Raw genomic sequence first — 12,777 nt, forward strand, 5'->3', positions numbered from 1 at the left:
TGAGGCGTCGTTGATGAAGAATGACGATCATCGCTTCGCTTTCAATTGACTACATGCTGGCACCCTTGCGCACATTCAACCCTTGCCGCTCATTTCCCGCACACCGCCCCGCCAGCCCGACGCCTGAAGGTCGACAGGCAAGCAGATAACCAAAAACGCCAGGGCCGCCCCGAAGGGCGGCCCTGGCGTTTGATGCCTGTCACTGGCGACTGACAGGCTCGCATGCTGACGGCCTTACCAGGCTTGCCAATCCAGCTCCTCCGATGCGACGGGCCTGGCAGCGCGGGGACGGGAGCCCTGTGCGGACAGGGTGCCTGCGCTGCGCGGCGCCATTGCGGGCGGCTGTGCAGGGCCATCCAGACGGAAGCGGCCCACCATCTCGGCCAGACGCGCCGACTGCTCGGAGAGCGCATCCGCTGCCGCGGCGGATTCCTCCACCAGTGCCGCATTCTGCTGTGTCACCTGATCCAGCTCGGCCACGGCGCTGGAGACCTGTCCGACACCGTGATTCTGCTCTTGGGTGGCATGGCTGATCTCGCCGATCACCTCACTGACGCGCATCACGCTGGCGACGATCTCGTTCATGGTGCTGCCGGCCACCCTGACCTGTTCGGCACCATTGCGCGTGCGCTCGTTGGCGGAGCTGATCAGCGTGGCGATTTCCCGCGAGGCCTCGGAAGAGCGCTGGGCGAGGGTACGTACCTCACCGGCCACCACCGCGAAGCCACGTCCCTGCTCGCCGGCGCGTGCCGCCTCGACGGAGGCATTCAATGCCAGCAGGTTGGTCTGGAAGGCGATGGAGTCCATGACACTGACGATCTCGGTGATCTTGCGCGAGTCGTCATCGATGCCCTGCATGGTGGTGACGACCTCTCCGATCACCTCACCCCCGCGACGCGCGACCTCACTGGCCGACTTGGCCAGCCCGTCAGCTTCATGTGCGGAGTCCGCGGACTGGGCGACGGTGCCGGAAATCTGCTCCATCGAGGCCGAGGTTTCCTGCAGATTGGCCGCCGCCTGCTCGGTACGTGACGACAGATCCTGACTGCCCTGGCTGATCTCGGCGGCGGCGGTCTGCACCGCGCCGCTGGCGAGGCGAATCTCGCTGAGCACGCCATTGAGAGTCGAGACGAAGCGATTGAAGGCATTGCCGATCTCGGCGACTTCATCACGCCCGCTGACCTGAATGCGCCGCGTGAGATCGCCCTCGCCTGCAGCGATATCCACCAGCGCATCACGCACCAGTGCCAGGCCGCGCAGACTGCGGCTGGCGATCCACGACATCACGGCGGCCGCCCCCAGCAACACCAGCAGCGTCATGGCCAGCGTGGTCCACAGCTGGGCATAAAGCGGTGCATCCGAGTCGGCCACATCCAGGGCCAGCGCCAGACGCCAGCCGGTGTCTCCCAGCCCTGCCGAATCCAGCTCGGCACTGAACATGCGGTAGTCGCGCTGCTGGATATCGACCTCCAGTGCCGACTGGCCAGCGGCCACCAGGCGATTGCTGCTGGCCAGGGTCTCGGGCGTCAGCGCCGATGCGAGTGCACTCATCGGCTTGAGCACCAGGGCATCATCCGGGTGGGCGATCAGCGTGCCGGTATCGTCGATCAGGAAGGCGAAGCTGTTGGGCGTCGGCGAGAGTTCGGCGACCGTGCGGGTGATGAACGCCAGCGGCAGATCACCACTGACCACGGCGACCAGCCGTGAGCCGCGATAGACCGGCGCCGCCACGCTGATTTCCAGTTCGCCACTGGTGGCACCGACATAGGGCGCCGTGATGACGGGCTTGCCGGTCGCCACCGCCGCCTGATACCAGCCACGTTGGCGCGGGTCATAACCTGCCCGCCCCGGGCGCCCATCGAAGTAACGGAAGCGACCATCCGGGAAGCCGACATAGGTCTTGCTGAAGTCGCCCTGCCTCATCGCCTGGGTCAAGGCGGCATCGGGGAAGTTCTCGAGGCTACTGGCCGCGATGCCGCTCACCGCATTGATATGCACGCTGAACCACTGGCTCAGCTGGGCGGCGTTCGATCTCAGCAACTGTTGCTGGTAGTCGCTCTCATCGGCATGCGTATTGCGGAACGTGGTCCAGGCATTCAGGCTGCTGACGACCACCAGCGCCACCAGCACTATCGCCACACAGGCTAACGTGATGCGCGCACGTAACGAGGCAAACATCGCCACTCCTTGGTTCAAATCCATCGGGAAGGGGGCCGGGGGCGCCAGCGCAGAGCGCGTCGGTCTGCCCCTCGGTGGCAAGGCATGCAGGCATGCGGTGTACCGGCGTCATCATCGGTACGTGCCGCTCTCTGTATCGGCATGCCCGGCCTTTCCTTTACCCCGCCAGCCACATGCAACGCTCCTCCATCGTCGCCAGAACCGACACTGGCGTCGCGACTCCCGGACATGACATCGATGGCGAAGTGCGTGCTAACATCCGCCCAACGCGGGGTGCCGCCTGCCCGTCTGCCACCGCTCCCCTCATCCTGTGGTCTTTTCTCGGAGAAGTTTCGATGCGCAATCTGCTCCTGATGCGCCGCCCGCTGCCCCGGCGCGTGCTGGTCACCGCTCACCTGATGCTGCAGCTGGGATTGCTGGCGGCTGCCTGCGGCTGGACGCTGCAGCACTTGACGCCCATCGGGCCTGACAACTCGCTGGTCGCGCAGTGGCCGGTACTGGCGCAAGGTGTCGGCGGCTTCCTGCTGGCCTTCGTGATGACGCGCCTGCTGTTCGAGTTGCTGATGGCGCCGCATCACCTGCTGAGCATTCGCGGGGGCAACCACACCCTGGATGCCGCGGCGCTGGTGACGCGCTCCATCTCGCGCCGCCCGGCGGTGCACGACAATGACGACAGCTGGGTCGGCAAGCCGCGCAGCGTCACCTGGCCGCGCGAAGGCGAAGAAGCGCCCACTGCCACAGCGGCGACGGCGACATCTGCCGATACACCTGCCGCTGCATCGCCCAAGGCCGCAGCCAAGCCGCAGGAGCCAAGCCTGGGCAGCGATGAAGAACTGCCAGACACCAACAGCAGCGAAGTACGCCGCACCGAGCCCAGCCTCTAAGCGAGCCTCTTTATTCAGCGGAATGAATTGATAGTGATCACCCACTGACTGACTTTCGACTCACACACGAAAACGCCCCGCGTGATGAAAATCACGCGGGGCGTTGTCTTTTTACGGCTTACAGCATCCGGTCAGTCCGTGGCCTCAATGCCCCAGAATCTGGCTGAGGAACAGCTGGGTCCGCTCGGACTGCGGGTTGTTGAAGAACGGCTCCGGCGCGTTCTCTTCGATGATCTGGCCCTGATCCATGAAGATGACGCGGTCGGCGACGGTCTTGGCGAAACCCATCTCGTGGGTCACGCACAGCATGGTCATGCCTTCATTGGCCAGTTCGACCATGACATCCAGCACTTCCTTGATCATCTCCGGGTCCAGCGCCGAGGTCGGCTCGTCGAACAGCATCACCTCCGGGCTCAGACACAGCGAGCGCGCGATCGCGACACGCTGCTGCTGGCCGCCGGACAGCTGACCGGGGAACTTGTGGGCCTGATCGGCGATGCGCACGCGCTCCAGGTACTTCATGGCTTCCGCTTCCGCCTCGCGGCGCGGCCGCTTCTGCACCCATATCGGCGCCAGACAGCAGTTCTCGAGCACCGTCAGGTGCGGGAACAGGTTGAAGTGCTGGAACACCATGCCGACGTTGCGACGGATCGCCTCGATCTGCTTGATGTCCTGGGTCAGCGGCATGCCGTTGACCACGATATCGCCTTCCTGATGCTCCTCGAGATGATTGATGCAGCGGATCATCGTCGACTTGCCGGACCCCGAAGGGCCACAGATGACGATACGTTCGCCCTTGCGCACGCTCAGATTGATGTCGCGCAGCACGTGGAAGTCGCCGTACCACTTGTTGAGACCCTTGAGCTCGATCATCGGGCGCTCATCGGCGCCGGTGTTGCCCTGCGAGGCGGATGTTGTCGTTGTCATGATGAAGATTCCTTGGCGCCGTGATCAGCGCTTCTTGTGACCGGTATGCAGCAGGCGCTCGAGATACTGGCTGTAGCGCGACATGCTGAAGCAGAAGACCCAGAAGACCAGCGCCACGAAGGCGTAGCCCTCGATGGAGTAGCCCAGCCATTTGGGGTCGGCGAGACCGGCCTGCACGATGGCGAGCAGATCGAAGAGCCCGATGATCAGTACCAGCGAGGTGTCCTTGAACAGGGCGATGAAGGTATTCACGATGCCGGGAATCATCAGCTTGAGCGCCTGGGGCAGCACGATCAGCCCCATGTTGCGCCAGTAGCCCAGCCCCAGCGCCATGCCGGCCTCGGTCTGTCCCTTCGGGATCGCCTGCAGGCCACCACGCACCACTTCCGCCATGTAGGCACTCTGGAACAGGGTGATGCCGATCAGCGCGCGCACCAGCTTGTCGAGATTGACCTCGCCAGGCACGAACAGCGGCAGCATCACCGAGGCCATGAACAGCACCGTGATGAGCGGCACACCGCGCCAGAACTCGATGAACACCACACAGATGCTCTTCACGATCGGCATCTCGGAGCGACGCCCCAGCGCCAGCAGGATCCCCAGCGGCAGTGCCGCCACGATACCCACCACCGCCAGCACCAGCGTCAGCATCAGGCCGCCCCACTCGTGGGTACCGACGATCTCGAGGCCGAAGCTGCCGCCATGCAGCAGGAAGTAGGCAATGAAGGGGAACACCGCCAGGCTGACGATGGCGACCCAGCCCTTGGCCGGCAGCTTCGGAATCGCCAGCCAGGCGATCAGAGCCGCAAAGACGGCGAAGACGATATCGACCCGCCAGGTTTCCTCACTCGGGTAGAAGCCGTAGATGAACTGATCGAGACGCGCACTGATGAACACCCAGCAGGCGCCCTCCCCCGTGCAGTCCTCTCGTGAGGTGCCGCTCCAGCTGGCATCGATCAGCGCCCACTGCAGGCTGGGCACCACCAGCAGATAGACCAGATACAGCGCGAACAGCGTGAACAACGTATTGATCGGTCCGGCGAACAGATTGCTGCGCAACCAGGCCACCGCGCCGATGCTGTCGCTCGGCGCCGGACGGGAATCGATCATCTTCTCGGTGACCCGTGACAGGGTCTTTTCAATCGACATGGGCAGACCCTCAGCGCTCGACCAACGCCATGCGGGCGTTGAACCAGTTCATGAACATGGAGACCAGCAGACTGATGGTCAGATAGACCAGCATCGTCATGGCGATCACCTCGATGGCCTGACCGGTCTGGTTGAGCGTGGTACCCGCGAAGACCGAGACCAGATCGGGATAGCCGATGGCCGTGGCCAGCGACGAGTTCTTGATCAGGTTCAGATACTGGCTGGTCAGCGGCGGGATGATGACGCGCAGCGCCTGCGGCACCACCACCAGACGCAGTGTCATGCCACCGGACAGCGACAGCGCCCGTGACGCTTCGGTCTGGCCGTGCGGTACCGCTTCGATACCGGAACGCACGATCTCGGCGATGAAGGCTGCGGTATAGACCGACAGCGCGACCCACAGGGCGAGGAACTCGGGGACGACCGTGATGCCGCCACGGAAGTTGAAGCCCTTGAGTTCCGGCAGTTCCCAGCTCAGCGGCATGCCCATCGCGAAGTAGGCCAGCAGTGGCGCCACGATGATCAGACCGAGCGAGATCCAGCCCGCCGGCAGGCGCTGCCCGGTACGCGCCTGACGCTGACGGTTCCAGTAGCTGAAGATGCCGCTGGCGACGACGGCCAGCACGAACACGGCAATCACCACCGAGAAACCGCTGGAGGTGATGGGGGCCGGCACGAACAGACCGCGCACGTTGAGGAAGAACGCCTCGCCCAGCGACAGCGAGCCACGCGGACTTGGCAGGGTTCTCAGGACGGCGAAATACCAGAAGAAGATCTGCAGCAGCAGCGGGATGTTGCGGAAGACTTCGATATAGACCGCCGCCAGCCGAGAGATCAGCCAGTTGGGGGACAGACGCGCGACCCCCATAACGAAGCCGATCACGGTCGCGGCGATGACACCCAGTGCGGATATCAACAAGGTATTGAGCAGGCCGACGATGAAGGTATCGCCATAGGTGGATTGCTCGGAATAGTCGATCAGGCTCTGCAGGATGCCAAAGCCTGCGGTGTTGTCCAGAAAGGCAAAGCCGGTGGTGATGCCACGGCTTTCGAGGTTGGTCAGGGTATTGCTGACGATGATCGCCAACACACCGAACACGCCTGCCAGCATCAATAGCTGGAAGATCAGTGCCCGCTTGGCCGGGTCACGCCAGAATGGCGGCTTGACCGTGGCCGGCGGGCGAGAAGCAGGTTGTGTCATACAGGCAATCTCCGCCGGAAAGCTATGCGACTTCCGCCTGCCGTCCTATCGAACGGCAGATCAGTTATCTCTCGGCACTCGATGAATGGGTCACGAGGTACAGGCTGGGGCTCATTAACCGGGGCCCACATGACGCTGGCCAGAGGAAGTGGAGCAAGACGCTCACTTCCCCTGGCCAGCGTCCTTGCTCAGCCTGTCATGAGGGCAAGGCCCACCCGCAGTACAGGGCGAGCCCGCGCATCAGCGAACCGGCGGGGCGTACTGGACGCCGCCATCGGTCCACAGTGCGTTCAAGCCGCGCTCGATACCCAGTGCGGAGCCGGTACCGACGTTGCGCTCGAACATCTGGCCGTAGTTACCGACCTGCTTGATGACCTGGTAGGCCCAGTCAGCCGGCAGCCCCATGGCTTCCCCGTAGTTGCCATCAGCACCGACCAGGCGCGCGACGTTCGGGTTGGTGTCCGACTTCTTCTCTTCGATGTTGTCGGAGCTCAGCCCCATCTCTTCGGCGTTGATCTGGGCGAACAGGGTCCATTTGACGATGTTGAACCACTGGTCATCACCCTGACGGACGACGGGGCCCAGCGGTTCCTTGGAGATGACTTCCGGCAGCACCATCGCGGACGCCGGATCGGAGAGCTTGATACGCAGCGCGTAGAGCTGGGATTGGTCGGAGGTCAGGACGTCACAACGACCGGCTTCGAAGCCCTTGACGGTCTGGTCAGAGGTATCGAAGACGACCGGCTCGAAGGACATGTCGTTCAGGCGGAAATAGTCCGCCAGGTTGAGCTCGGTGGTGGTACCGGACTGGATGCAGACGGCTGCCCCGTCCAGCTCCTTGGCACTGGAGACGCCCAGGTCCTTGCTGACCATGAAGCCCTGGCCGTCGTAATAGTTCACGCCAGCGAAGTTGAGGCCCAGTGAGGTGTCACGGGTCGCCGTCCAGGTGGTGTTGCGGGACAGGACATCAATCTCGCCGGACTGCAGCGCGGTGAAACGCTCCTTGGCCGTCAGCGGTACATAGCGCACCTTGCTGGCATCGCCCAGCACGGCTGCCGCGACGCCGCGGCAGACATCGACATCGAGGCCCTGCCAGTTACCGGCGTCATCCGGTGCCGAGAAGCCCGGCAAGCCGGTGCTGACGCCACACTGGACAAAGCCCTTTTCCTTGACGCTATCCAGGGTCGCGGCACTGGCGCCTGTCGCCATGGAGGCGGCCAGGACAGCGGCGCTAGCGATCAGCAGTGGCTTCTTGTTGTTATGCATCGTGATTCCCTCGCGAAAGTCTGGAGTCCGCTCGATCAGCCTCGAGTCAGAAGTGGTGCAATGCATTGCATGGCACCTATCGACAATAGCAAGCCGCGTTCCAATTTCCGCCTATCGCGTGATCCGCTGCGTTCAACGCTGAAAAAAGCGCTAAAACCCAGTGATATAGGCCAAAGCCTCGGGGTGGGGCGGCGGATCATTCCGCGCGATTGCCGCGCAGTTAGGCTCATGGCGAGACCAGTTCGCCTCATATCGGTGCAAAATAAAAACGGCCGTTTCATTGCGAAACGGCCGTTGGCGGAGCAGCGATGTGGCGCGAGTGGCAGATTGCGACCAATGTCTCGGTCTTACTGACTCAACGCTTGTTCATCCCATCAGGCACGTTTTCGTGCCTGATGGGACTCCCTTGCCACCGCAAGGTGCATGCGGATCACTTCTCCAGCAGGCGCTGCATGAAGGGCGGCAGCACCAGGGCAGCGCGATGGCCTTCGACGGTATAGAAGTCACGCGCGAAGGTGGCGGCAGCGGCATCTTCCTCGCGGAAGGACTTCACGTCACATCCTTTGCCCGCCAGGGTGCAGCTCCACCAGCCGGACGGATACACCGGCTGCGGGAACGGCAGGGTCGCGACGCTATCAAAGCCCGCTTCGCCCATGTCGTTGCGCAGGTCCTTGATGATGGAATCGGTATGATAGAGCGGGGACTCGCTCTGCTGCACCATCAGGCCACCCTGCTTGAGGATACGATGGCAGCGCTTGAGGAAGTCGGTCTTGAACAGACCTTCCGCCGGGCCGACCGGGTCGGTGGAATCGACGATCAGCACATCGATACTCTCGTCCGGGCAGTTGTCGACCCACTTGACGCCATCCTCGAACAGCAGCTCGGCACGCGGGTCGTCATTGGACTCGACCAGCGCCGGGAAGAATTGCTCGGAGGCACGCGTGACCGCCGGATCGATATCGATCTGGGTGACCTTCTCCACGCCCGGGTGCTTGAGCACCTCACGCAGGGTGCCGCAATCGCCACCGCCGATGATGACGACACGCTTGGGGTCTGCATGAGCGAACAGCGCCGGGTGCGACATCATCTCGTGATAGAGGAAGTTGTCACGGTCAGTCAGCATCACGCAGCCGTCCAGCACCATCAGGTTGCCGTAGGTCTCGGTGGCATAGACTTCGAGGTGCTGATAAGGGGTCTGCTCGTCATGCAGCTTGTGGCTGACCTTGAGCGAGAAGGCGCTGCCGTGGCGATCGAAGATTTCGGTAAACCAGGAGCCATCGAGACGTTCGGTCATGGGGGACCCTCGCATTGGATATCACAGACGGGATATCAAGGTATGGATAGAGACGGCACGATGGCCATCGAAAATTGCGCCAATCAGCACTGCGCCAGCGTCAGGCCGGCAGTTCACGGCCCGCATGACGACCATGCGGCGTGATGTCTTGATACGCGACATGCCGGGCAAGCGCCAACATGGCGCAGGCGCTGCACCATAGCCAAAGACGGCCGGAGTGGAAAGTGTTGATGCATGACAATTTCAGACAGGCCGCGTATCGATGACACGCGGCCCGGAGGAGAGGCTCAGCGAGAGGCCGGCCCGAGGCGGATCAGATGCAGAATCAGTCGGACGCACTGGAACACTCCCAGCCCGATGAGGATGCCGGCGAGGTCCGCCAGTGCATCCAGCACCTCAGCGCCGCGATAGGGAATCGCCAGCTGCAGACATTCGATGGCGACGCCCAGCAGCAGCAGGACCGGCAGGATGATCAAGCTGGTCAAGCCCGCCAGCCGTGTCGTCAGCGCCAGCAACGCGAAGGCGGAGAAATGCTGCAGCTTGTCCCAGGGGAAGGTCTGCTCCGGGTGCGGCACGCCCGGGGAGAGCGTGCCGAACAGGATCAGCAACAGGCACAGCAGAGCCACGAATGCCCAACCGCGGCGCGGGATGAGACGCTGCTCGACCGGCGTCATGCTGACACCCCCGCTTTGCGGCCAGCGCGGTGCCCGGCCTGCCATGGCGCTGGGCACACAGCCCGGCGCCCTTCTGCTTGCTGCCCTGCTGCTTGCCACCTTCTATAGGCAGCAACAGGGGGGGCAACAGAGAAGACCATGAAGGGCTCTCCCATCAGCCGCGGGCGACCGGTGTCGCATTGGCGGCGTCATCCTGATGGTAGGCCGGGCTCAGCTCGTGCAGCGCGTCCATCAGGGCATTGACGTTGCCCGGGTCGGTAAACTGGCTGATGCCGTGACCGAGGTTGAAGATGTGGCCCGGGCCCTGGCCGTAGCTGTCGAGGATACGCCCGACTTCGGCGCGAATGGCTGCCGGCGTACCGAACAGCGCATTCGGGTCCAGGTTGCCCTGCAGGGCCACACGATGGCCGACACGCTCACGCGCATTGGACATCTCGGTGGTCCAGTCGAGGCCGACGGCATCACAGCCAGTGGCGGCGATGTGTTCGAGCCACTGGCCACCATTCTTGGTGAACAGGATCACCGGCACACGGTTGCCTTCGCTGTCCGGCTTGAGGCCAGCGACGATCTGCTCCATGTAGCGCAGCGAGAACTCGAGGTAGGCCGGCGTGGACAGGGTGCCGCCCCAGGTATCGAAGATCTGCACCGCCTGAGCACCCGCGGCAATCTGGGCGTTCAGGTAGTCGGTGACGGCCTGCGCCAGGGTGTCGAGCAACTGATGCATGGCTTCCGGATTGGAATACATCAGGCCTTTCACATGACGGAAGTCCTTGCTGGAACCGCCCTCGACCATATAGGTGGCCAGTGTCCACGGGCTGCCGGAGAAACCGATCAGCGGCACGCGGCCGTTCAGCTCACGGCGGATGGTGGACACGGCACGCATGACGTAATCGAGATCACGCTCGACATTCGGCACGCTCAGCGCCGCGATTTCCTCGGCAGTCCGCACTGTCTTGCGGAATTTCGGGCCTTCGCCAGTCTCGAAGTAAAGGCCCAGCCCCATGGCATCCGGGATGGTCAGGATGTCGGAGAACAGGATGGCGGCATCCAGCGGGAAGCGCTCCAGCGGCTGCAGCGTCACCTCGCAGGCACGCGCGGTGTCCATGCACAGGTCCATGAAGCCACCGGCCTGACCGCGGACTTCGCGATATTCCGGCAGATAGCGGCCAGCCTGGCGCATCATCCAGACGGGAGTACGGTCGACCGGCTGACGGGCCAGCGCGCGCAGGAAGCGATCATTCTTCAAGGTCATCGGAATCACACATCAGCTCGGGGAATGTCTCGGCATTCTATCAGAGCCTGAGAAAAATCCCGCCCATCGTGGTGATGCAACAAATGCATTGGCAAATCGCCCCGCCTTTATAGTTCCTTTGCTGGCGTCATCCGGCCATTGTGGTGGTGGCGGCAACAACGCTTTTCCATACAGAGCGATGAGTCATCGGCCACAGACTGGTAAACTCGCCACATGACTGCATGCTGGCCGCCGGTATCTCGAGCGACTCATCGAGACATTGCCGGACCACCGCATGCCCGCGCTTTTTCAGCCCGGCGATTGTCCGGGCGTTCGAGGTGAACAGTGACCATTCGATTCATCGCCGCCTCGCGGCTGCCAACGCCCTGGGCGACCTTCACCATGCACGGTTTCGAGGATGAGACCACCGGCAAGGACCACATCGCCCTGACCCTGGGCGACATCGATGACGGCGCGCCGGTGCTGGGCCGCGTGCATTCCGAGTGCCTGACCGGCGACGCCCTCTTCTCGATGCGCTGTGACTGCGGCTATCAGCTGCAGGAAGCGCTCAAGCGCATTGCCGCCGAAGGTCGCGGCGTGCTGCTCTATCTGCGTCAGGAAGGCCGCGGCATCGGTCTGCTCAACAAGATTCGCGCCTATGAGCTGCAGGATGGCGGCGCCGATACCGTCGAAGCCAATGAGCGCCTCGGCTTCGGGGCTGACATGCGCCGCTACGATATCTGTGTGCCGATGCTGGAGCATCTCGGCGTCAGCACTCTCAAGCTGATGACCAACAACCCGCGCAAGGTCGATGCCCTGACGCGTGATGGTGTCACCATCAGTGAGCGCCAGCCGATCACCACCGGCCTGAATCCGCACAACGAGCACTATCTCTCGACCAAGGCGGGCAAGCTGGGCCACATGATGGCACTGGATGATTTCACCCAGGCAAGCGACGTGGATATCGAGCGCAGCGAGTAGCCGCGCGCAGGGGGAGCCTGATGGGTTCCCCCTTCCTTATATAGGCAAATTGACTGGCTGGCGCAGCGAGCGTGACATGACGACGTCACCCGCCAGAGAGTAGGCTGGAGTCGAACCCGCGCCGGAGACATCGCCATGCGCAAAGACTCAGCGGCTGCATCATCACAGCCTTCTTCATCGCAACCTCAGTCATCACAGCCTTCGTCAACACGGCCCGCCTCGACACCTCCTCAGGCATCGCCCTCTTCCAGCGCATCGCCTGCCGATGACGCAGATTCACGCGACACCTCCGCGACGCCTGCTCTCTATACCCGGCTGGAGGAATGGCTGCACAGCGCCAGCCACGGCATCGGCGCCGTCATGGGTCTCGTCGGCATGATCGTGCTGATCGTGATGGCCAGCCTCGCTGCCGAAGTCGACCCCTGGAAGATAGTCAGCGTCAGCCTCTACGGCCTGACCCTGGTGGTGCTGTATGCGGCCTCGACGCTCTATCACGGTATTCGTCACCCACGCCTGAAATATGCCTTCCAGCTGCTGGATCACTGCGCCATCTATCTGCTGATCGCCGGCACCTATACACCCTTCCTGCTGGTCAATCTTCGCGGCCCGACCGGCTGGACGCTGTTCGCCATCATCTGGTCGCTCGCACTGGGTGGCATCTTCCTCAAGCTGCGCTGGCCTGAACGCTTCAGCGCCCTGCGCGTGAGCGTCTATCTGCTGATGGGCTGGTTGATCGTGTTCGCCTCGCCGATGCTGGTCGAGAAGCTCTCCGAGACAGGGCTCATCCTGCTGGTCGCCGGTGGCATCACCTATACCCTGGGCGTGATCTTCTTTCTGATGACGCGCCTGCGCTATCACCACGCCATCTGGCACCTGTTCGTGCTTGGCGGCAGTACCTGCCACTTCTTCGCCATCTATACCGCAGTGCTGCCGTATTCCGTATGACGTGATCGGGGCCGCCACGCTGGCCGGCGCTCTTGAGTACACCGGCT

Annotated in this window: 11 protein-coding genes; 3 read left to right on the top strand and 8 right to left on the bottom strand. The window is 63.1% G+C overall.

The window, feature by feature from the left end:
* Nucleotides 1-234 precede the first annotated feature (234 nt).
* Nucleotides 235-2,178, bottom strand: a complete 1,944-nt coding sequence (locus tag QD280_RS07680; protein WP_279838835.1) for a methyl-accepting chemotaxis protein — start codon at nucleotides 2,176-2,178, stop codon at nucleotides 235-237.
* A 335-nt stretch (nucleotides 2,179-2,513) separates the two neighbouring features.
* Here QD280_RS07680 and QD280_RS07685 point away from each other — a divergent pair, with 335 nt between their 5' ends.
* Nucleotides 2,514-3,062, top strand: a complete 549-nt coding sequence (locus tag QD280_RS07685) for a hypothetical protein (RefSeq protein WP_279838836.1) — start codon at nucleotides 2,514-2,516, stop codon at nucleotides 3,060-3,062.
* Nucleotides 3,063-3,206: 144 nt separating this feature from the next.
* Here the strand turns inward: QD280_RS07685 and QD280_RS07690 are convergent, their stop codons facing one another.
* The 7 genes from QD280_RS07690 to hemE form a co-directional block, all read right to left on the bottom strand.
* A complete protein-coding gene (locus tag QD280_RS07690) occupies nucleotides 3,207-3,935 on the bottom strand; it encodes an amino acid ABC transporter ATP-binding protein (protein WP_043331784.1) in 729 nt (242 codons plus the stop codon).
* Between the two features lie 78 nt (nucleotides 3,936-4,013).
* Nucleotides 4,014-5,138 carry an amino acid ABC transporter permease gene (locus tag QD280_RS07695; RefSeq protein WP_043331588.1) on the bottom strand — a complete coding sequence of 375 codons (1,125 nt, stop codon included), beginning with the start codon at nucleotides 5,136-5,138 and terminating at the stop codon, nucleotides 4,014-4,016.
* Between the two features lie 10 nt (nucleotides 5,139-5,148).
* On the bottom strand, nucleotides 5,149-6,339 hold the full coding sequence (locus QD280_RS07700) for an amino acid ABC transporter permease (RefSeq protein WP_043331589.1): 1,191 nt from the start codon (nucleotides 6,337-6,339) through the stop codon (nucleotides 5,149-5,151).
* 240 nt (nucleotides 6,340-6,579) lie between these two features.
* Nucleotides 6,580-7,605 carry an amino acid ABC transporter substrate-binding protein gene (locus tag QD280_RS07705; protein WP_153635024.1) on the bottom strand — a complete coding sequence of 342 codons (1,026 nt, stop codon included), beginning with the start codon at nucleotides 7,603-7,605 and terminating at the stop codon, nucleotides 6,580-6,582.
* A gap of 430 nt (nucleotides 7,606-8,035) precedes the next feature.
* Nucleotides 8,036-8,899 carry a polyamine aminopropyltransferase gene (speE, locus tag QD280_RS07710; RefSeq protein ID WP_043331591.1) on the bottom strand — a complete coding sequence of 288 codons (864 nt, stop codon included), beginning with the start codon at nucleotides 8,897-8,899 and terminating at the stop codon, nucleotides 8,036-8,038.
* Between the two features lie 287 nt (nucleotides 8,900-9,186).
* Nucleotides 9,187-9,573, bottom strand: a complete 387-nt coding sequence (locus QD280_RS07715) for a VanZ family protein (RefSeq protein WP_159055817.1) — start codon at nucleotides 9,571-9,573, stop codon at nucleotides 9,187-9,189.
* A 154-nt stretch (nucleotides 9,574-9,727) separates the two neighbouring features.
* Nucleotides 9,728-10,825: a uroporphyrinogen decarboxylase gene (gene hemE / locus QD280_RS07720; protein WP_043331592.1), complete on the bottom strand. Its 1,098-nt coding sequence runs from the start codon at nucleotides 10,823-10,825 to the stop codon at nucleotides 9,728-9,730.
* 324 nt (nucleotides 10,826-11,149) lie between these two features.
* On the opposite strand from hemE, the gene ribA reads away from it, so the two are divergent.
* Both ribA and QD280_RS07730 read left to right on the top strand, forming a co-directional pair.
* Nucleotides 11,150-11,785, top strand: a complete 636-nt coding sequence (ribA, locus tag QD280_RS07725; protein ID WP_043331593.1) for a GTP cyclohydrolase II — start codon at nucleotides 11,150-11,152, stop codon at nucleotides 11,783-11,785.
* Nucleotides 11,786-11,920: 135 nt separating this feature from the next.
* Entirely contained in the window at nucleotides 11,921-12,730 is an 810-nt protein-coding gene (locus QD280_RS07730) for a hemolysin III family protein (RefSeq protein ID WP_279838837.1), read from the top strand.
* Nucleotides 12,731-12,777: the final 47 nt, after the last annotated feature.

Source organism: Cobetia sp. 1AS1, from assembly GCF_029846435.1.
Taxonomy (GTDB): domain Bacteria; phylum Pseudomonadota; class Gammaproteobacteria; order Pseudomonadales; family Halomonadaceae; genus Cobetia; species Cobetia amphilecti.

Bases quoted from the DNA above. Each gene is read 5' to 3' on its own strand.
- QD280_RS07730 (WP_279838837.1), top strand. From the start codon at position 11,921: ATGCGCAAAGACTCAGCGGCTGCATCATCACAGCCTTCTTCATCGCAA.
- speE (WP_043331591.1), bottom strand. From the start codon at position 8,899: ATGACCGAACGTCTCGATGGCTCCTGGTTTACCGAAATCTTCGATCGC.
- QD280_RS07700 (WP_043331589.1), bottom strand. From the start codon at position 6,339: ATGACACAACCTGCTTCTCGCCCGCCGGCCACGGTCAAGCCGCCATTC.
- QD280_RS07695 (WP_043331588.1), bottom strand. From the start codon at position 5,138: ATGTCGATTGAAAAGACCCTGTCACGGGTCACCGAGAAGATGATCGAT.
- QD280_RS07705 (WP_153635024.1), bottom strand. From the start codon at position 7,605: ATGCATAACAACAAGAAGCCACTGCTGATCGCTAGCGCCGCTGTCCTG.
- QD280_RS07715 (WP_159055817.1), bottom strand. From the start codon at position 9,573: ATGACGCCGGTCGAGCAGCGTCTCATCCCGCGCCGCGGTTGGGCATTC.
- QD280_RS07685 (WP_279838836.1), top strand. From the start codon at position 2,514: ATGCGCAATCTGCTCCTGATGCGCCGCCCGCTGCCCCGGCGCGTGCTG.
- hemE (WP_043331592.1), bottom strand. From the start codon at position 10,825: ATGACCTTGAAGAATGATCGCTTCCTGCGCGCGCTGGCCCGTCAGCCG.
- QD280_RS07680 (WP_279838835.1), bottom strand. From the start codon at position 2,178: ATGTTTGCCTCGTTACGTGCGCGCATCACGTTAGCCTGTGTGGCGATA.
- QD280_RS07690 (WP_043331784.1), bottom strand. From the start codon at position 3,935: ATGATCGAGCTCAAGGGTCTCAACAAGTGGTACGGCGACTTCCACGTG.